Origin of the sequence: Streptomyces sp. BR123 (assembly GCF_013401435.1) — a bacterium.
Taxonomy (GTDB): Bacteria; Actinomycetota; Actinomycetes; order Streptomycetales; family Streptomycetaceae; genus Streptomyces.
The window spans coordinates 1-20,228 of sequence record NZ_JACBGN010000045.1; the positions used below are offsets into that span (position 1 = coordinate 1).

Here is a 20,228-nt window from a genome sequence, read left to right on the forward strand (position 1 = left end):
CGGGAGGGGTGCCCGTGCGGGGCGCGCTGCCGGGGAAGGGGCGGTCAGGGGGCTCGGAGCGACTTCGGAGGTCACGGTTTCCTCGCAGGGAGCGGGGCGCCGGCCGGCCTCGTCAGCGGAGGCTGAGCGGCAGCGACCGAAGCGAGCGGAATTCGAGGTTCTTGTTCCAGAGCGGCTCGCCCGCCGGCCGGATGGCCGGGAAGCGGTCGAGCAGGGCGACGTAGAACCACTTCAGCTGCAGGGCAGCGATCTGCCGGCCGAGACAGGAGTGCACCCCGAGCCCGAACGACAGGTGCCGGCCGCTGTTGGGTCGGTCGAGGTCGAAGTCGTGCGGCCGCTCGAACGTGGCGGGGTCCCGGTTGGCGGCGCCCAGGAACAGGGCGATGTTCTGTCCTGCCGCGATCCGTACACCGCCCATGTCGACATCCGCGGTCGCGACGCGCCAGGTGAACTGGTTCGAGGCGTTGTGGCGGACGACCTCGTTCGCCGTGTTGTCCACACAGGCCGGGTCTTCCAGGAAGCGTTCGGCCTGCAGCGGATTGCGGGCGAACGCGAGCATGCCGCTGCTGAGGGAGCCGGGTGTCGTCGGCGCGAACAACGCGATGAACAGCAGAACGAGTTGGTGCACCGTCTGTTCCGGCGTGGTCTCGGTCAGGCCGCCCTGGGCATCTGCCAGGCGGGCGATGACGGTGTGGGGCAGGACCTTTCCCCGTTTGCCGTGGAGGAGTTCGATGGCGTACGTGTGCAGGTCGGTGAGGAGCGCGAGGAGTTGCTCCAATGACACCGGCTGCTCCTGCGGGCCTGACCAGTACGTCATCAGTGTCTCCACGCACGGGATGACGAATCCGAGGTCCTCCTCGGGGACCCCGAAGGCCTGTACGGCGGAGCGTACGGGGAGTTGGGCGGCCAGGACGGGGACGGCGTCGATCTCGCAGGCGCCGGCCGGGACGGAGGCGACCAGATCGGCCGCGGCCTTCCGGATGACCCGGCTGTAGTGCTCGTGTGCGGCACGCGTGAAGCCTGCGTGGGTGGACCGGCGCAGCACGTCGTGGCGCGGCGGGTCGGTGTACATCATCACGTTCTTGGTGAAGCGGTGGTAGATGCTGTCCGGCGGCAGCGGCTGCCCGGAGAACTTCGCCGCCAGCACTTCCTCCATCCGCTCGGCTTTCAGCCGGGGGTCCTTCAGGCCGGCGGCGCAGTCGGCGTACGTCATGACCGCCCAGGCGTTCAGCCCCGCGCACCAGTGAACGGGTTCCCGCCGGGCAAGGTCGGCGTAGACGGGGTAGGGGTCGTGAACGATGGACGGGTCCGCGAGCGGCGACTGGACGGTCACTGGGTCTCCTCGGATTGGTCGCCAAGGGTGCGGGCGGCGGTCGCAGCGGGGATTCCCGGGGGCCCGAGCACCTCGATCCCGTAGTCGGCAGCCACGGCGCGTACGTGTTCCAGGTCGGGCAGCGCGACATCGGCGGGCGGGATCTCCAACGACGGGGCGGGCCTGGCCAGGGAGCGTAGGAAGCCGTCGAAACCGCCCGGCTCGGTCACGTGGAGGAACCTCGCCTCCGGTGAGGTGACGCGGAACGTGTGCGGGAGACCGCGAGGGCCGTAGACGAAGGCTCCGGCTCGTACCGGGAAGGCCTGTCCGGCCACCCAGAAGGTCATGGCCCCGTCCAGGACGTACCACCACTCGTCCTCGCCCAGGTGCCGGTGCAACGGGGAGCCGCTGCCCGCACGGCCCAGGAACTCGATGACCGTGGCGGCTCCGTTCATTTCGGCGGCGGAGCCTTTGACCGCCGCCAGGAAGTCGAGGAACCACAGGGCTTCGCCCGCGCCGTGCCGCAACGCGAGCGGAGCGGCGGCAGGGCCTGCGGGGTCCGGTCCGGTGTCCGGCGCCTTGCGCCCATTCATCGCACGACCAGCCTGACCGGCACGGCCGACGGAACCACGGAAATGGTCGAATGGAAGTGCACTTGGACGTTTTCGACGGGAACGATGTCGAAATTCTTGAGGATCGCTGCAATCAGCACCGCGCACTGCTGCTCGGCCAGCCGGTTTCCCACGCAGTGACGTGGGCCCGCACCGAACGGGAGAAAGCTGTTGAGGGTGTCTGATCCTGCGTCGAAGCGGTCTGGGTCGAATCGATCCGCCTCGTGGAAGACATCGGGATTGCGCCCCACTTCGTTCTTCATCCACATGATGGACGTGCCCGGTGGAATACTCATTCCGTGTTCCTCCACCGCCCGCTCCGTGCTGAACTTCGCGCTGAACGGTACGGGCGGGAACAATCGCAGCGTCTCGTGGACGATGCTCCGGATGTACGGCTGGGCGTCTTCTCCCGCCGCCGCCGACTTCCGCGCCTTCTCCTGAACGTGCGGATCCAAGGAGAGCATGACCAGCGCCTGCGACAGGACGTAGGACATGGGGTCGGCGCCGCCGAGGACGAGGGACATCATCTCCTCGACCCGGTCCTTGGCGGACCACGGTGCGCGGCTCACCCGGTCGAGGGGGTCGTCGGGCCGCCCGTGCGCCGGGCAGCCCGCCGGGACGCGCAGCGCCCGTCGGTGCAGAGCCGCCCCGAGGACGGCCGCGACCTCCCGGTAGGCGGCCCTGACGCGCCGCCGCCGCCTGGGGAAGATCCACCGGACGAAGAACGGATGGAAGGCCCGGAAGCTGACCTCCTCCTCTACGGCGGCGAGCGCGCGGTGGTAGCGGGGCAGGTCCGCCGGTTCCTCCCAGTCCTCACCGCAAAGGAACTCGCTGAGGCAGTTCACGCTCCAGTCGCGCAAGTCCGCCTGGAGGCCGTCGTACCGCTCACCGGCGCCCTTCCACTTCTCCACGTACCGGATCGAGACGCCCTTCAGCACGTCCGACCGCTGCGTGACGCTCCGCGTCGTCAGGGCGGGGGACAGCACCCTGCGGTGGGACCGGTGGAGGGAGCCACCTGCCATCCCCATGAGGCTGCGGGAGAGCACGGTCCCGTCGGCGCGGCGCAGCGAGTCCAGCTCCTTGCGGTGCAGGTTGGGCGAAACGTACGAGAGCGACACCAAGGGTGCGGTTCCCCAGGGCAGGTGGAGACGTACGACGGGCCCGTACGTGGCGTGCAGGGCATGAAGGGCCTCGTGCCGGCCGCCGTGCCCGTGGGCGAGCAGATCACCGAGATTTCCGAGGAAGAAGGAGGGCTTCGGACCCGGCAGGTGGCGCCGGGAGCGGAACTCACGGAGTCGCCGCGTGACGATGACGAGCAACAGTCCGAAGACGGCCGCGGTACCGGCGAGTATGAGAGGGCTGGACCGGTTGGCGCCAGCCCATAAACCGAGTGCGACCGCGAGGATGGAGACAGCCGATCCGGCCGCGTAGACGAAGCGATAGAAACTCAGCAGACTGCGTGCGTCGTCGGGCCTGTTCATAGGCGGTAAACCCCTCGACTGATTAGGGGATTGCGATGCGCAGCAAGGGTATGGAGCGGATTCCCGGCAGCACAATGAGCGTCCGGGCGGATGGCCGGTTTGCACGAATCCCCTGGAATATGCCGGGTGCAAGAGGTGTGGGGAGCAGGGCTGGTCCGGCATCCCCGGCCCACGCTCCGCAGCGTTTCGCCCACCGCGGGGGTTCGGCCCGAATGGCCCGTTTCTTGCGCGAGGGTGCGGTTCTGGGTCGCCTGCCCGGATGTCGGCGCGCGGCGCTCACACCACCGTCGAACCCGCCGACACCCGGCAGCTCACCGCACGCAGGTTCCCCCGGCACCCGTCCGTGCCGCACCGGCGCGAACGGAAGCGTCGGCGCCCGCACGCAGCTGACCATTGCGAAGTGCAAGGGCCGGGGACGGCTGCAACAGGACCGGGGCGTCCCTCCGGCAGCCCTCGGCCGAGCGCCACCCCGGCATCGGCCACGGCCACCGAGGGCCCGCCCGCCCAGAGCGGCCCGTACGGCGCACGCAGTGGCGGCGAGCGCGTCCGTGTCGATCACGTCCATCCGGTGCGCGGCGGTTCGCGGCGCGCACCCGTGCACGCCGCGCCGGAGCCGGCCGCACCACGGCTGCACATCGCGGCCTGCCTTGCCCCGCAGAGCCGCAGCACGCAGGAACTCGCCGTCCTCCTCGGCCTGGCGCCATCGGTGGTCTCCCGCCACCTTCAGCAGACGACGCGGGTGGGTACGAGGTCGGGCTGCACCGCGTCGCGCTGGCACATCCGCCGCAGTGAGCCGGCACGCCGGCCAGGCCGGCTACTCGGGGTCCGATGGCTGTGCCGGGGGCTGCTCCGGCTGCTCGGCCGGTTCCTCGCCGGCAGGCGGCGCCGCTGTCGGCTCTCCGGCCGTGTCGTCACCTGCCTGGGCGTGGAGATGGCCGATCACCGTGTTGGCGACGGCGATCACCGGGACGGCCACGACCGCCCCGCCGATACCGGCGATCAGCCCGCCGGCGGAGACGGCCAGGACCACACCGAGAGGGTGGATCCGGACGGCCCGGCCCAGGATGAAGGGCTGCAGTATGTGGCCCTCGATCTGCTGTACGGCGAGTACGACCAGCAGGGTCATGATCGCGGTGAACAGTCCCTGCGTGACCAGCGCGACGATGACGGCGAGGGCACCGGAGGCAATGGCGCCGACCAGGGGCACGAACGAGGCCAGGAAGATCACCACGCCGATGGGGACGGCGAGGGGTACGCCCAGGAAGTAGATGCCCACGCCGATGAACACGGCGTCGATCATGGCGACGATCATCGTCCCGCGGACGTAGGCGGTCAGTGTGCGCCACGCCGGCGGGCCGGCGCCGGCCACTGCCGGGCGGGCGGCAGCCGGCACGAGCTTCAGCGTCCACTCCCAGATGCGTTTGCCGTCGTACAGCAGGAAGAGGGTGGCGAACATCGTGAGGAGGACACCGGTGATCACCTCCACCAGGACGGTCACCCCTTGGAGACCAGTTGAGGCGATCTTGCCTGTGCTGGTGCCGATGGCGTCGCTCAGCCGCGCTGCGATGTCGTTGATCTGCTGCTCGGTCACGTGGAGGGGGCTGTTGAGGAGCCAGCGCTTCAGCTCGTCGATGCCCTCTTGGAGACGGCCGGACAGGTTGTCCAGGTTGTCGAGCACCTGCCACACGACGAACCAGCCGGCCAAGCCGAGTGCGACGAACCCGCAGACCGCCGTGACAGCGGTCGCGAGCCCCCGCGACAGACCGGTGCGCTGCAGCCGGGCGACCGTCGGCTGGAGCAGCGCGGTGACCAGTAGTGATGCCGCGAAGGCGAGGGCGACCAGCCGGACGGAACCGATCAACCACATCACGATCCACAGCGCGGCGGCCACGACCACCAACCGCCAGCTCGCTTCAGCCGCGACTCGCAGACCCCAGGGCACCGCCTGAACGGGATCGGGGGGACGGGCACGGGTCCGGCGGGCCGACGCTGCCCGTGCCCGCTCGGCTTCCGCCCCTACATCGTGGCGGGCCTCCGCCTGCGCGCGGCGCTCTCTGAGCGTGGCGGCGCTGCGTTTCGCGCGGTCGGCCCATGCCCGGCTTCCTGGCATACCGAACCTCCTCCTCGCTCGCTTGTCCGTCTGCCCCCGCTGCGAGCGGTCAGGCACGTGGAGCCCTTCCGATCTGGGGGGGCAGGGCGTCCGCACATCTTTCGCCGTCCTCGACGACGGCAGCGTTGTCCGCTGGGGCGCCATCGCCGTCGCCCAGCTCGGCAGCAGCAGCGGCAGCGGCAGCGGCAGCGGCAGCGGCAGCACGAACGCTTCCGGACAGCGAGGCCCGCATCCGGCAGTCGAAGGCATGCCGGTCCGGCGCGGGGGCAGGCGCAATGACCGAGAGGACAAGGCGAGCAGCTGAGGAGGGGCAGTGCGACACCCCCCGCGCCGGCACTGCGAATGCGTTGGAAGCACCTCCGCGGGCCGGGCTCGCGAGGAGGTCCTGCGCTTCATCGGCGATGCCCTGGCCAGCGGACACCCGGTGACGCCGGACATGCGGGACGCGGTGCTCCTCGTCGCCAGCGAGTTGGTGACCAACGCCGTACGCCACACCGATGGTCCCTGCTGCCTCGACGTGTCCTGGGCCGGGGACGGCATCGACGTCGATGTCACCGACTCCAGCCCCCAACCGCCCCGCTTGCGCACGGCGGACCCCGCGGGGGCCACGGGCGGGTACGGCTGGCCGCTGGTGCGCCGCCTGGCCTCCGAGGTGGACGTTCACCTCACGAGCGGGAGCGGGAAGACCATCCACGCTCATGTCCCGGGGGTCGCCCCTTGAGGCCGGGTGGCGCCGACGGAACACTTCTTTCCCCTCGGCGGCCGAGCCGGGGCCGGCCCGCCTCGTGTCGCGGTCGTCCTCGGCGCACGCCGGCCTGCACCGCAGAGGATGTCGGACGGCCGTGCGACGAAGTGGCCGACCTCGACCTTGCCGACGGCCGGCCGGTCTCGACCGAGTCCCCCGACTGGCCACCGGAGCCGCCTCACTTGATCAGGGCAGGGTCCATATCTGCGTCGTCATCAGGTAGAAGACGGCAGCCCAGACCACCGTGGCCGCGGCGACGATCCCGAGGCCGATGCGGTTGTTCTTCGACGGCGGTTCGTCCGGGGGCGGTCGCAGCCACCGCTTGAGCAACGGGTTCACGTAGTAGGGCATGGTGAGGAAGGTCATGAGCAAGCTGGAGAGCAGGTTTCCGACCAGCATCCCGAGCCAGAACGGCATGTGCAGTGGCGACAGGGCGAGCGTCAGGAACACGACGGTCGGGTACAGGCCGACCCAGACGGCGATGGCGGTCTTCGTCTCGGAGGGCGCCGGCGCCGCTGTGCCGTTCTCCTCGAAGGCGAACCAGCTGCCGAACGAGTTGTCGATCGTGGTCAGCTTGAAGTCGCTGAATTCCTGGCCCTCGGCCAGGACTTCCCGCCGCTTGGCCGAGGTCAGCCAGGCGTCGAGGTGCGCGGCGCTGTCGAAGCGGTACAGGGTGGTCCATTCGTCCTGAAGCCCGTCGATCGGCCGGAATATCTCGGTCCCGCGGAAGCCTGCGAATTTGCTCTCCTCTTCACTCATGCGGCGTTGCCACGCGAGGAAGCCGTCCACGCGGTCCGGTCGGACCCGGTGGCTGATCACCACCGTCACCAGCGGATCAGGGGCTTTGGTGTGGCCGCTGAGGACCCGCTGCGTTCCCGGGCCGTCGAGATAGGTGTCGCCGACCTGCAGGAGCCGCTGCCTGGTCGCGCTGTTGATCCACGCCTGGAGGTGGGGTATCGAGTCGAACCGGTAGACGACGACCCATTCGGGTTGCAGGGGTGTCGGCCGGGAGACCTCGACGCCGAGGTACCCGGGGTAGCCGGCCGCCGCGGCGTTGACCTCGTCCTGCCAGGTCTCGTATTCACGCTCCCGGCCGGGCAGGACCTTCTGGCCGATGATGGCCGTCGCCACGGCGTCTTCGTGCCTGTCGGTGTCCATGGCTCAGGCCTTGGGAACGGGCTGCTGCTCGTTGAGCCGACTGTAGATCCGTTCGGGAGTCAGGGGCAGCGCACGGTAGCGGATGCCCGTGGCGTCGTGGAGCGCGTTCGCCAGCGCGGGCGCCACCGGGTTGATGCTGCACTCCGCCATCCCCTTCGAACGCAGGGGACCGACGGAGTCCGCCGAGTCCACGAGGAGCACCTCGGTGCGCGGGACGTCGGCGTAGGTGGGGATGCGGTAGTTGCGGAGGCTCGGGTTGATCACGGCACCGTCTGCGTCGAGGTGCAAGTTCTCGGTCAGTGCGAAGCCGATTCCCTGGGCGACGGCGCCCTCCACCTGTCCCCGGACCTGTTGGGGGTTGATGACCACGCCCGCGTCGGTCGCCTGCACGCTGTACAGGATGCGGATCTCCCCCGTCACCCGGTGGACGGCGATGCGGAACCCCTGGGCGTTGGAGGTGACGCTGCGGGGCGAGCCGTAGGCCTTGCGGGCGGCGGTGAACCGGATGCCGCGCGCTCGGGCCAGTGCGACGAGCTCGGCCAGGGTCACGCGCCGGTCGCCGCAGGTGACGCCGTCGTCGTCCATCGAGCACATGACGGGGTGGACGCCCGTGTGGGCGGCGGCGAACTCCAGGATGCGGTCGCGTACGGCGTTGGCCGCCCGGAGCACCGCGTTGCCGGATACGAACAGGCCCGCGCTCGCGAAGGCGCCGGTGTCGAATCCGGTGCGGTCGGTGTCGGATTGCACCAGGCGGATCCGGGACGGCGTGGTGCCCAGTTGGCCGGCCGCTATCTGGACGTGAGCAGTAGAGGTGCCCTCGCCGAACTCGGCGGTGCCGACGGCCACTTCGTAGACGAGATCGTCGCCCAGCGTGATCCAGGCCTCGGAGATGTGCTCGGTCGGGGGTGCGGTCTCGTGGACGGAGCTCGCGACGCCGGACCCGATGGCCCATCCCGGGCCCAGGTCCGGCTCCTTCGCCGGCCGCGCCATGGCCCTGTCCACCAGGTCGATGCACTTCGCCAGTCCGTCCTCGGTGAACGTCACGTCGTCCGGGCCGTCGTGCATGGCGACGAGCGGGTCACCCGGCCGCACGATGTTGCGTCGCCGTAGTTCGAGCGGGTCCATGTGCAGGGCGAGGGCGAGCTCGTGCATGGCGGATTCCATGGCGAACGCCGGCTGCGTCATCCCGTAACCGCGCAGCGCCCCGCTCGGCACGGTGTTGGTATAGACCGAGTACGCGTCGTACTTCTTGTTGGGGCAGCGGTAGATCATGACGGCGGCGCCACCTGCGTACAGCGTTTCGCCGCCGTGGTTGCCGTAGGCGCCCGTGTTCGAGACGTTGCGGACCTGCAGGGCCGTGAGCGTTCCGTCCGTCCTGGCGCCCAGTTTGACGGTAAGCGTCATCGGGTGGCGCGGCGAGGCGGTGGTGAACTCCTCCTCGCGGGTGTACTCGAAGCAGACGGGCCGCCCGGTGTCCAACGTGGCGAGCGCCACCAGGTCTTCCGAGATGACTTCCTGTTTGCCGCCGAAGCCACCGCCCACCCGCTTGCAGAACACGCGCAGCTCGTCGGGGCGCAGCGCGAACAGATAGCTCAACTTGACCTTCGCGATCGACGGCGACTGCGAACTGGTGCGGACGTTCAGCCGCCCGTCCTGCATCCATGCGATCGAGCCGTGCGTCTCCAGGTGCGCGTGTTGCACGCGTGGTGAGAAGTACGTGCCTTCGTGGATCACGTCGGCTTCGGCGAACCCCGCGTCCACATCTCCGATGTGCGAATGGAGTTCGAGCAGGATGTTGTGAACGGGATCACGGACGAACGGATCGTCCGCGACGCCGTGTACCGGTGGGGCCCCCTCGGCCATGGCCTCCTCGGGGTCGAACACCGCCGGCAGCGGCTCGTACTCGACGACCACCCTGCGGCAACCCTCCTCTGCCGCACCGGGTGTATCGGCCAGCACGGCGACGACCCGCTGACCCACGAAGCGGACCGTGTCATCGAGGATGAAGGTGTCGTCCGGATCGACCAGGTGGTCGGTATGGATGGCCGTGGTGAAGCGCCTTCGCGGCACGTCCTCCCAGGTGTAGACGCGGTGGACACCGGGAACCGCCAGGGCGGCGGTCTTGTCGATCGAGACGATCCGGGCGTGCGCGTGGGGCGAGTGCAACACCTTGAGGTGCAGCATGCCCTCCATGTGGGTGTCCATCGTGAACTCGGCGCGGCCGGTCACCACGTCGCCGGCCGCGGGGGCCCCCACACTCGTTCCGACGGCCTTCCCCGGCTCGGCCGTCTCCACCCCGACGACGCCGTTCACCGCGTCCTCGACGGCCCGGTAGCCGGTGCAGCGGCAGAGGTTGCCCTTCAACGCCCGGGGCAGGTCGGCCTTCTGGGCCTCGGTCAACGACACCGAGGTCATGATCATCCCTGCGGTGCAGAAACCGCACTGGAATCCGGGCGCGTCGCGGAACCGACGCTGCATCGGATGAAGGTCACCGGGCGAGCCGAGGCCCTCGATGGTGGTCACCTCGTGGCCGTCCGCGCGGAACGCGGGGGTGATGCAGCTGTGGATCGGAACGCCGTCCAGCCACACCGTGCAGGCGCCGCAGTCGCCCGCGTCGCACCCCTTCTTGACGCCGTAGTGCCCGAGTGAGCGCAGGAACGTGCGCAGGCATTGCCCCGGCTCCGGCTGCCGGGCGAAGACCATGCCGTTCACGCTGTACGTCATGACGGCTCCCCGCCCATGAGTTCGCGGCGAATCTCTTCCACGAAGTGCTTCGTCAGATGGCGGCGGTGGTCGGGGGTTCCATTGGGATCCGCGAACCAGACGTCGCCGGGGATGACATCGATACTCTGCTGGAGGGTCTGGGCATCGGGCATGCTGTCGAAGGCCATGCGCACCGGTCGTGTGGTGCCGGCTGTGACGGTGAGCAGCAGGTCGTTCGCGCCCGGCGTCCGCGTACCGACGACGAAGACGGTCGAGCGTCCGAGGTGGGTGAGCGTGAAGCGGCGGTGGGTGGCCAGTTTCCCCAGTGCGTTCGCCGGGATGCGGACGCACCGCAGGATTTCGCCGGGGGTCAGGATGTTCTGGTGGTCGCCGGTCACGAAGTCGAGGGCGTCCACGATGCGCTGTGACCCGTCAGGGGCCCAGAGTTCGTACGTGGCCTCGAGGGCCACCGTCAGCGTGATCATCGGGCCGGCCGGCAACGACATGCAGATGTTTCCGCCGACGGTTGCCGCGTTCCAGACCTTGAACGAGGACAGGAATGCCTCGCAGCTCGTGGTGAGCAGCGGGCCCGCGGTCCATTCGTCCGGGTGAGCAAAGGCGTGCAGATCGCGGATGGTGCACGTGGCGCCGATCTCCAGGCCCTCGTCGCTCGGGACGAGAGGATCCCAACGCAGCGCCGTCAGATCGATCAGGCGGCGCAGGTCGGGCTGTTCCGCGGAGAACAGCCAGGTCCCGCCCGCCAGCCAGGCGTCGCCTTCACGCCAGTCGTCAGTCGGCCGCTCGGAGGGGTGCCGGACGACTTCGGTGATGGTGTTCAGGTCCACGGAAACCGACCTCCCTCAGAGGGGCGTCCTGCGCTGGAGGGGCGGCCTGGCGACTCCGTCCAGTCTAGATCGGGGAGACACTCGGCGCAGGGCGGCCGAAACCCTTCTGTCGCCGTGCTGCGCCACCCGCTGGCGCCGGCCTCCGCGGAGCGCGCTGCGCGCAGCGCGCCTACGTGCTGCCGGACGGCGTGCTGCCGGACGGCGTCGGCAGTTCGACCGGCTGGATACGGCCGGCACGGCCCGGACGAGGCGTGTGTACCGTCGCGCCCCGCCGGGCTGCATCGCTGCGGGCTCGGATGCCGGGCAAGCCGCCGGTCCGGGCGGCTCGCCCGGCAACACCTGGGCTTGCCCTCGCGACGCTGTGGGGCGTGCCGGGCTCAGGAGCGCGGACGGCGGATCTTCTCAACCTCTGGCGGGAGAGATCAGGTGTTCCGCGAGCGGTTCCGGACAGAAGCGGCCCGCACGGGGTCATGCACGTGTTCGGCGCCCGCGATCTGGGCGAAGGGCGGCGATCAGGCCGGGCGCGGGAGATACGCCAGGCCGTGCGCGCCGGGCTCGCCGAGCTTGGCGACGTCCAGCCGGGCCAGGTGATCCAGCGTCTCCAGGTCGACGATCTCGACGGTGGACGAGACGACGCAGGCCACATAGGCGAGTCGGCCGTCGGGAGACGAGGTGATGGTCAGCGGGAAGAGCCCGACCTCGATCCCGCCCAACTGCTTGCGGGTCCCGGCGGAGAACACCGTGAGGCGGCCCGGCGCGTTGCATCCGAGTCGGGACACCGGATCGGGTGCCATGCGCACTTCGCCCGCGAGCAGCTTCCCCGTCGACGTCAGGTGCACGGGCAGGACGACGTCCTCCGTGGGCAGGGTGTCGACGACGGACGCCGTCCGGGCGTCGATGACCCGGATTCCCGGGGCCGGCCGCTCCGCGGCGGTGCCGGAGAAGTTGCCGTAGGGCGCGGCGACGAAGGCGTGCGCGCCGTCGGCGGAGACGGCGAGTCCCTCACTGCCCGGTACCTCGACCTTCGAGGTGAGGACGCCTCGTTCGAGGTCGACGACCGAGACGAACGGCGCTTCCTTGTTGGTGGCGTACCCCGTCCTCCCCGCCGGGTCGATGGCGAACCAATGCGGGCCGGGCGCGTCCGTGTCGATCCTGCCCACGGGCCGGCGGGTCGCCGTGTCGATCACTACGACACCGCCGGGCCGGTCCTCGGCGCCCTCCACGCTGACGTAGAGCCGACCGCGCACCGGGTCCAGCGCCAGGCCGTGCGGCCCGTGTTCCGGAGCGAGGTCGACGACCTCGACGATGCGGCGGGTGTCGGCGTCGATGACGGCCAGTTCGGTACGCCGGCCGCCGTTGGCGTGGTAGTAGCCCGAGTGGTACGTCAGCGTGCACCACAGCAGTCGTTGCGTCGCATCGAAGCACAACTCGTGGGGCTCGGCGGGGACGTACACATCGCCGAGGTGGCGGTCGGAGGCGGCGTCGTAGAACGAGACGGTGGGTCCGCTCTGACTGACGACGGCCAGGACGTCGCCTTCCCGACCGGTACGGGGGGACTGCTGCACAGCGGCTCCTTGCAAGGGGCGGAGGGAGGAATGCCACGCGTTTTCGCGGGTGTCTCCACTCTCCGTGCCGGAAGGTGCCACAACAATGCAAAGGTTGGTACCAAATCATTGCCACAAACGTAAAAGTGCAGTTCAGGGAGGACACACCCCCATATGGATCTCAACCTGCTGCGAGTCCTGGACGCCCTGCTCCAGGAGAACAGCGTGACCCGTGCAGCGGAGCGCCTCGGCACCTCGCCTGCGGCGGTCAGCCGTACCCTGGCCCGGCTCCGCCGTGCCGTCGGCGACCCGCTGCTGGTCCGGGCCGGCCAGGGGATGGTCCCGACCCCGCGTGCCGTGGAACTCCGCGAGGAGGTGGGCGCGTTGCTGCGCAGCTGCGACAGCGTCCTGCGGCCCGGTCCCGGTTTCGACGCCGTGCATCTCCAGCGCACCTTCACGGTGCAGGCCACCGACCTGCTGCTGGTGGGATTGGCCGGGAGCCTGACCGAGCGGATCCACGCGGAGGCCCCGCAGGTGGACGTCGTCTTCCTGCCGGAGGCAGTGGAGGGCGGCCCCGGGCTGCGGCAGGGCTGGGTGGACGTCGAACTGGGCGTCCTTGGACACCTGGATCCGGAGATCCGGACCCGGCAGCTCACCCGGATGACGCCGGTCGGCGTCGCCCGCAGCGGTCATCCCCTCTTCGAAGGGCGGATCGACGCCCGTCGTTTTGCCGCGGCCGACCACATCGGCATCTCCCGGCTCGGCAAGCGCATCGGGCCCATCGACAGTGCGCTCGCGGATCTCGGGCTGCGGCGCCGGACCGCGGTCGTGGTGCCGAGCCACACGAGCGCGATGATGCTCGCCCGGGACACCGACCTCGTCGCGCTCAGCCTGGCCGGCTGGCTTCCCGACACCGTCTCCGCCATGGGACTGCGGACGTTTCCCATCCCCCTCGACCTGGCACCCTTGGACGTCGGCATGGCCTGGCACCCCCGCAACTCGACCGATCCGGGGCACCGCTGGTTCCGCGAGCACTTGGCCGCCGCCCTCCTGACCCCGGCGGAGGCAGGGGCGGCAACCGCTGATGCCGCGTCAGGCGATGTTCGCCTCTCGACGACTTCGCGCAGCCGTTCGTCGGGGGCCTGCTGAGTCAGATGCGCCGGTGCCGGATGCGATCGGCGAAATCCCGGGGCACGCCGCAGTGGCCCGGTGGGCGCGGTGGATATGGCCCCGCCCGGGCCCGAGGGGCACGGGCCGCTGGACCGCCCGCCCTGTTCGGAGGAAAACTCCTCGCGATTGCCGGGGCGTGTTGTTGACTGGCCGTTACGTGATGGCCCGGCGCTGGGACTGCGGCGGCCATCTGATCCGCGGTGCGAAGGGGCGAGGGCATGCTGGTCGAGGCATTGACGGCATTGGCTGCGGCAGGCGGCGGTGCGGTGGTCCAAGCGGCGGGCACCGATGCATGGAACGGGCTGCGCGGGCGGATCGTGGAGGTCTTCGGCCGCGGCGACGCTGCGCGGGGACAGGCTGAGCTCGAACGCCTGGACCACACGAGGCAGGCTCTGGACCAGGACGCTTCGGCCGGTGTCATGACCGAGGGGGTGCGGCAGGAGGGGCTGTGGCAGGGCCGGTTCGAGGCCCTGCTGGAGGGTCTCGACGCCCAGGAGCGGGAGCGCGCGACCGAGCAGTTGCGTGAGCTGGTGTCGTTCGTCGCCTCCTCGGCGGGTAGCGCAGCGATCGGGACAGGGAAGGCCGTCGCCCGTGACGGAGGGAGTGCCGTCTCCGGCATCAGGAACGCCGGCGGCATGGGCGCAGCACGAGCAGTGCTCACCGGGGATGCGGAGGCCGACGGAGCGGACTCCAGTGCCGTCAGCGGCATCGTCAACGAGACCGCCCTGCGTCGCGGCAACTGATCAGGAAGTCGGGGTGACGGCATGGCCAGGGAGCAGTTGATCAAGAGCGGCAGCTCCGACGCAGGCGCAAGCGGGGACGCGGAGGCCGCGGAGGCGGAGACGGGCAGCAGCGGCGAGGCCGCTTCTGCGGACGCCTGCGAAACCCGGTCTGCGGCACCCGGCGATCAGCGCAGCATGCAGCAGGTGTCCTGCAGCGGGACCGCGACCGCCGCGAACGGTGGAATTGCCGTCTCGGGCATCTACAACGCCAACACCGTGGTGAGCCTGCCACCCGAAGTGTTGCGGCCTGCCGCCGAGGTGAATGCTCCTGCCGGCCTGGATGACCTGCGCGACCGCCCCCACCACTTCGTCGGCCGCGGGGACGAGCTCGACCTCCTCGATGCCGCCCTGAACACTCCCGGCAGCGCCTTGGTCCAGGTTGTGCACGGGCTGGGCGGCATCGGCAAGAGCGCCCTGGCCGCCCACTGGGCCGCCACCCGCCCGCACGGCCGCACACCCGCCCGCTGGATCAGCGCCGACAGCCCGGCCGGCGTGCAGCAGGGCCTGGCCGACCTGGCCACCGCCCTGCAGCCCGCCTCCACCGGTCTGCTGCGGCTGCCGGCCGAGGTGCTCGCCGAGTACGCCCTGCAATGGCTGGCGACCCACACCGGCTGGCTGCTCATCCTGGACGACGTCAACGACCCCGCCGACATCGCCCATCTCGTCGCCCGTGCCCCCGCCGGCCGGTTCCTCATCACCAGCCGGCTCGCCGCCCCATGGCCCCGCGCCACCACCCTGGTCCGCCTCGACGTCCTCGGCCCGGCCGAATCCCTTGACTTGCTGACCGGCATCACCACCGCCGCCGGCCCCCGGGACCTGGACGGCGCTGCCGAGCTCTGCGAAGAACTGGGCCACCTGCCCCTCGCTCTCGAGCAAGTGAGCGCCTACCTGGCGCAGAACACGCTGACCACCCCCCGCGCCTACCTGGCCCTCCTCGCCGGCCACCCGGCGGCGATGTACTGCCAGGGCTCGGCCACCACACGGGGCGAGGGGACCATCGCTCGGATCTGGAACATCACCCTGGACCGGATCACCGCCCTCGAACCCCTGGCCACGGATCTGCTGCGCATCCTGGCCTGGTATGCGCCCGAGAACATCCCCGTCACCCTGTTCGGCAGCCTCGCCGACCCGCCAGCCGTGAACCAGGCGATCGGTCTCCTGATCGCCTACAGCATGATCACCCCCGACCCCGGCACGGGCACCGTGGCCGTCCACCGGCTCGTCCAGGCCCTCGGCCGGACCCCGGAGGAGGGAGATCCGCACCGGAGTCCCGAAGCCGTCGCCGAAGGGCGGTCCGCCGCCGTCGCCTTGCTCGCCGCCGCCATCCCCGAGGACGCACCCCAAGCCGACACATCCGTCCGGCTCCTTCTCCCACACATCGACGCGTGGGTCGCGAACTCGGCCGGCCTCGACCCGCTCCCTTCCGCCGACGGCCTCTTCCTCAGCACCGCCGCCTCCCTGATCAGGCAGGACCTGCAGCACCGCGCCGTGCCCTGCCTGAAGCACGTACTGCACGCGTGTGAGCAGGAGATGGGCCCGGCACACCACCTCACCCTCGCCCTGCGGGTCGCGCTCGCCTCGGCGTACGAGGAAGCCGGGGACATCACCCGTGCGATCCCCCTGTTCGAGTCGGCCCTTGCCGGCCGCCGTGACGTGCTCGGGCAGGACCACCCGGAAACCGTCGTCACCCGGATCCTCCTCGCCGGGGCCCACGAAGCAGCGGGTGGAGCCAAGCTGGCCGTCGACCAGCTCAAGGATGCGCTCAACGACTCGCTCCGGCTGTTCGGCCCCGACGGCCCGCAGACCCTGATGGCACGCAACAACCTCGCGCACGCCCATGGCTCGGCGGGCCGCCCGGACCTCGCGATCCCGCTGTACGCAGAGGTCCTGGCCAGACAGCAGGAGAAGGCCGGCCCGGACCTTCGGAACAGGCTGACGGCACGCAACAACCTCGCGTACGCCCACCGCTCGGCAGGCCGCCCGGACCTCGCGATCCCGCTGTACACCGAACTGCTCGGCGAAATCCGCTGCCTGCTCGGACCGGACCACCCGCAAACCCTCAGCATCGCCCACAACCTGGCCTCCGCCCACTGCGCCGCCGGTGACCTGGAACATGCCGCAGCGCTGTACGAGCGGACGGCCGACGACCGCGCACGCGTGCTGGGCACGTCCCATCCGGACACGCTGACCTCCCGCAGCGACCTGGCCCTCGCCTACAACGAAGCCGGTGACGAACGCGCGGTCGCCCTGGCGGAGGCGGTCCTCGCCGACCGGCGCAGCGTGCTGCCCGCCGGCCACCCGGACATCATGACCTCGGTCAACAACCTCGCTGTGTGCTGCAGCACCGCCGGTGAGTCCGAACGGGCCATCGCCCTGTTCGAGGAAGCCCTGGAGAGCCGGACGGCGGTTCTCGGACCCGACAGCCCCGACACGCTGACGGCACGCAACAACCTCGCCTGCGCGCACGCGGAGGGCGGTCGGCTCGATGACGCGCTGCCCGTTCTGAGAACTGTCCTGGACGACCGGGTTCGAGTGCTGGGCAGGGACCACCCCGATGCCATCGCCTCCCGCGGCACGCTCGGCGGTGCCCACCGCCTGGCCGGCAACACCGACCAGGCACTGATCCACTACGAGGAGGCGCACAGTGACGCCCGGCGCGTCCTCGGGGAGAACCACAAGCTCACTCAACAGCTCAGGAGCCGCCTGGGTGCCATGGGGCGCAAGCTGTAGGTCACCAAGCCCCCGCTGCTCCCCCGGCGGGCGCAGGAGAGGCTCGGGACCCCGTGTGCCCTGCAGACGGTTCAGAGCGTGATGCCGTGGAGGTGGACGTCCCAGCGGCCGGCGCGTGAGGTCACGGTCACGATGGACAGGGGAGGCACCTTGATGTGCCAGAAGGCCGTGGCCGGAACGGACAGGACGTGGAGGATCGTGGCCCGGATGACGCCCGGTTCTGTGATGGCCAAGGCGTCCTCCTCGTCCTGAAGCAGGTCGTACAGCCAGGTGGCGGTCCTGCTGCAGAGCTGTCGGACGGATTCCCCGCCGTGCGGTGTGGCATCGGGGTCCGTGAGCCATGCGCTGAAACCGTGGGGGTTGGTGGCGGCGATCTCGTCCATCTGGCAGCCGCTCCACTCGCCGTAGTCGAAATCACGCAAGGCCAGCTCGGGTGTGGCCTTCAGCCCGAACTCGTCGGCGGTGGTCGCACAGCGACTGGAGGGAGCCCGGAGGGTGGACGAGCGGGGTGGCGGGAACGCACCGGCCACGGTCGCCGAGTACGGCGCCCGCGCGCCTTGGGGCCGGTCGCCGAAGATGCCGGCGGTGTTGCCCGCGGCCGCACACACGAGTGTCAGACGGACCGTCATGTGGATGCCCTCCTTCTGCGTCCGGCGTGACGCCGGAACGTGACCGCCGCACCAACCGGTCGACCGGTGTGGCGGAAGTGGTTGCGGCACACCGGCCGTACGCCGGCGCTCCTCGGCGGAGCCACCGGTGCAGGAAACCGGGGAGCGACGGCGCCGGTATGCACGCACACGCTCAGGTTCCTCGGTCCTTGCCGCCGCAACCATCCGCCACATGTCCCGAACGCCCCCGCCGATCGGCTGGTGGAAGCCTGCTGAGCGGTGGGTCCTGCCGCCGGGAACCTGCGTGAGACCCCTCGGCATGGTACGAATCGGACCGTGGTCCGGATGCCGAATGGAGCACGCGTGATCCGGGTTCTGGTGGTAGACGACGAAGCGTTGATCCGCACGGGCTTCCAGCACATCCTTGACGCCGCTGACGGGATCGAGGTCGTGGGGGCCGTTTCCGGCGGGCAGGCACTGCGGGCCGTGCGCGAGACGGCGCCCGATCTGGTGCTCCTGGACATCCGGATGCCGGACATGGACGGACTCACCGTCCTGGCAGAGCTGCGCCGGCTGCCCGCTCCGCCGGTGGTGGCCATGCTGACGACCTTCGACATGGATGAGTACGTGGAGACGGCGCTGCGTTCCGGCGCGGCCGGTTTCCTGCTCAAGGACACCGACCCGGAGGAGCTTCCGTTCCTGGTGCGCTCCCTGGCCGAGGGCGGCACCGTGCTGTCGTCGAAGGTCACGCGGACCGTGGTGGACGGCTTCCTGAACGCCGGGGCGCAGGCCCCCGAGGCACACCTGCTCGAACGGCTGACCGCCCGGGAGCGCGATGTGCTCGTCCTGATCGGCGAGGGTCTGTCCAACGCCGACATCGCGAAACGGATGCACCTGGGTACCGGCACGGTGAAGGACCACGTCAGCGCCATCCTCATCAAGCTCGAGGTGGGAGGCCGCGTCCAGGCGGCCCTGCTGGCCCAGCGGGCCGGCCTCCTGGGGACGGAGACGCAATGATCAGCCGCCGTGCACCCGCGTTGCTGGACGCCGCCGTGGTGACGGTCGCGCTGGTGGACGTCGCGGTCCACTGGGACAGCGAGGAGCCACTGCGCATGGCCTGCGGACTCACCGCGGCCTTCATCCTGCTCCTGCGCCGTCGCCTGCCGTTCCTGACCTTCGTGCTCACCCTGCCCGCCGTCCTGTTGTCGGACGCGGTCTTCGCCTGCCTGGTCGCGCTGTACACCCTCGCCTCGCTCAGCCGCCACCGCATCCTCCTCGCGACCTGCGCCCTGGCCTTCACGTTCAGTGACATGACCGTGACGCCGACGCTGCTCGCGCCGACCCTCGACCTGACGAGGGCCGCGACGCTGATCAAATTCGGGTACACGGCGGCGACTGCGGCCGCCCCCGTCTTCCTGGGGCAGCTCGTCCAGACCCGGCGGGACCTGTCGGCGCGACTGGCGGAGATCTCGGAGGCGCGCGACCACGAGCAGACGCTGACCGCCCAGGCCGTCCTGGCCAAGGAGCGTGCGCAGCTCGCGCGCGAGATGCACGACGTGGTGTCCCACCAGGTCGGCCTGATCGCCGTACGGGCCGGTGCACTCCAGGTCGGCACGCATGACGCGCAGGTCAAGGAGGCAGCGGCGACGATCCGGCGGCTGAGCGTCCAGACCCTGGACGAGCTGCGCCACATGGTCAGCGTGTTGCGGGCGTCCGGGGGACGGCCCACGGAACTCACCCCGCAGCCCTCCCTCGCCGACATCCAGCAGCTGGTCGACAGCAGCGGCATCGAGACCGAGCTGAGCTCGCAGCTCCCCGAGGGACTCCCGCCGACCGTGCAGCGGGCCGTCTACCGCACCGTCCAGGAAGCGCTGACCAACGCGCGCAAGCATGCCCCCGGCGCCACCGCGAAGGTCGACTTGCGGCACGAGAGCGGCCTGATCCGCGTAACGGTCACCAACACCGCGCCCAGCCTGCCCGCGCTGCCGCTGCCCGGTGCCCACTACGGGCTGGCCGGTCTGAGCCAGCGCGCCGCCCTCCTCGGCGGAAACGTCACCTCGGGACCGACGGCCGACGGCGGCTACCGGCTGACCCTGGAACTGCCGGTGGACGGCGTACCGCGGTCCGCACAGGTCTCCCGCGGACACGGAGGGTAGCGACGGGGGCCGCCTGCGTCTGCGCCCGCTGGGCACCCGCGGGCGTCCCGGACGATGGCCGGGAGGCGTGATCCGCCCGCCCGGGACCGAGTGGGTGCCAGATCCTTCCCGGCCCGGGCCGGGAAGGCTTCCTCCCCGCGGATCGCCGCCGGAACGACCCTCCCCTCCCCAGGCTCTTGGTCGATGTCATCTCTGTCGTCCCCCTGGAGAGCTACATGCCGGTATGGCTCTCCAGCGCGATGCCCGCCGAGGGGGTGATTCCGTAGATTCGCC

Annotated in this window: 15 protein-coding genes; 6 read left to right on the forward strand and 9 right to left on the reverse strand. The window is 70.4% G+C overall.

The window, feature by feature from the left end; translation table 11 throughout:
- Positions 1–112 precede the first annotated feature (112 nt).
- The 4 genes from txtE to HYE82_RS10420 form a co-directional block, all read right to left on the reverse strand.
- Positions 113–1,333, reverse strand: coding sequence for a 4-nitrotryptophan synthase (txtE, locus tag HYE82_RS10405; RefSeq protein WP_179173682.1), 1,221 nt, complete (start codon positions 1,331–1,333; stop codon positions 113–115).
- Positions 1,330–1,905, reverse strand: a complete 576-nt coding sequence (locus tag HYE82_RS10410; RefSeq protein ID WP_179173683.1) for a cupin domain-containing protein — start codon at positions 1,903–1,905, stop codon at positions 1,330–1,332. Before HYE82_RS10410 ends, txtE begins: the two co-directional genes overlap by 4 nt.
- Positions 1,902–3,404: a cytochrome P450 gene (locus tag HYE82_RS10415; RefSeq protein ID WP_179173684.1), complete on the reverse strand. Its 1,503-nt coding sequence runs from the start codon at positions 3,402–3,404 to the stop codon at positions 1,902–1,904. The genes HYE82_RS10410 and HYE82_RS10415 overlap by 4 nt, the downstream gene beginning before the upstream one ends.
- A gap of 814 nt (positions 3,405–4,218) precedes the next feature.
- A complete protein-coding gene (locus HYE82_RS10420) occupies positions 4,219–5,514 on the reverse strand; it encodes an AI-2E family transporter (RefSeq protein WP_179173685.1) in 1,296 nt (431 codons plus the stop codon).
- 313 nt (positions 5,515–5,827) lie between these two features.
- On the opposite strand from HYE82_RS10420, the gene HYE82_RS10425 reads away from it, so the two are divergent.
- On the forward strand, positions 5,828–6,235 hold the full coding sequence (locus HYE82_RS10425; RefSeq protein ID WP_309144264.1) for an ATP-binding protein: 408 nt from the start codon (positions 5,828–5,830) through the stop codon (positions 6,233–6,235).
- A 210-nt stretch (positions 6,236–6,445) separates the two neighbouring features.
- Here the strand turns inward: HYE82_RS10425 and HYE82_RS10430 are convergent, their stop codons facing one another.
- The 4 genes from HYE82_RS10430 to HYE82_RS10445 all read right to left on the reverse strand — a co-directional run bounded on the left by HYE82_RS10430 (position 6,446) and on the right by HYE82_RS10445 (position 12,530).
- Entirely contained in the window at positions 6,446–7,417 is a 972-nt protein-coding gene (locus HYE82_RS10430; protein WP_179173686.1) for an antibiotic biosynthesis monooxygenase, read from the reverse strand.
- Positions 7,418–7,420: 3 nt separating this feature from the next.
- Positions 7,421–10,141, reverse strand: coding sequence for a molybdopterin-dependent oxidoreductase (locus HYE82_RS10435; RefSeq protein ID WP_179173687.1), 2,721 nt, complete (start codon positions 10,139–10,141; stop codon positions 7,421–7,423).
- A complete protein-coding gene (locus HYE82_RS10440; RefSeq protein ID WP_179173688.1) occupies positions 10,138–10,965 on the reverse strand; it encodes a xanthine dehydrogenase family protein subunit M in 828 nt (275 codons plus the stop codon). The genes HYE82_RS10435 and HYE82_RS10440 overlap by 4 nt, the downstream gene beginning before the upstream one ends.
- 512 nt (positions 10,966–11,477) lie before the next feature.
- A complete protein-coding gene (locus tag HYE82_RS10445; protein ID WP_179173689.1) occupies positions 11,478–12,530 on the reverse strand; it encodes a YncE family protein in 1,053 nt (350 codons plus the stop codon).
- A gap of 153 nt (positions 12,531–12,683) precedes the next feature.
- Between HYE82_RS10445 and HYE82_RS10450 the strand changes: the two genes are divergently transcribed.
- The 3 genes from HYE82_RS10450 to fxsT all read left to right on the forward strand — a co-directional run bounded on the left by HYE82_RS10450 (position 12,684) and on the right by fxsT (position 17,191).
- A complete protein-coding gene (locus tag HYE82_RS10450; protein ID WP_179173690.1) occupies positions 12,684–13,658 on the forward strand; it encodes a LysR family transcriptional regulator in 975 nt (324 codons plus the stop codon).
- A gap of 239 nt (positions 13,659–13,897) precedes the next feature.
- A complete protein-coding gene (locus HYE82_RS10455; protein ID WP_179173691.1) occupies positions 13,898–14,422 on the forward strand; it encodes a hypothetical protein in 525 nt (174 codons plus the stop codon).
- A gap of 21 nt (positions 14,423–14,443) precedes the next feature.
- A complete protein-coding gene (fxsT, locus tag HYE82_RS10460; protein ID WP_179173692.1) occupies positions 14,444–17,191 on the forward strand; it encodes an FxSxx-COOH system tetratricopeptide repeat protein in 2,748 nt (915 codons plus the stop codon).
- 71 nt (positions 17,192–17,262) lie between these two features.
- Here fxsT and HYE82_RS10465 read toward each other — a convergent pair whose 3' ends face one another.
- Positions 17,263–17,820 (reverse strand): histidine phosphatase family protein, encoded by a 558-nt coding sequence (locus tag HYE82_RS10465; protein ID WP_179173693.1) that lies wholly within the window; start codon positions 17,818–17,820, stop codon positions 17,263–17,265.
- 342 nt (positions 17,821–18,162) lie between these two features.
- On the opposite strand from HYE82_RS10465, the gene HYE82_RS10470 reads away from it, so the two are divergent.
- Both HYE82_RS10470 and HYE82_RS10475 read left to right on the forward strand, forming a co-directional pair.
- A complete protein-coding gene (locus HYE82_RS10470; protein ID WP_179173694.1) occupies positions 18,163–18,816 on the forward strand; it encodes a response regulator transcription factor in 654 nt (217 codons plus the stop codon).
- Positions 18,813–19,955, forward strand: a complete 1,143-nt coding sequence (locus HYE82_RS10475) for a sensor histidine kinase (protein WP_179173695.1) — start codon at positions 18,813–18,815, stop codon at positions 19,953–19,955. Before HYE82_RS10470 ends, HYE82_RS10475 begins: the two co-directional genes overlap by 4 nt.
- Positions 19,956–20,228 lie beyond the last annotated feature (273 nt).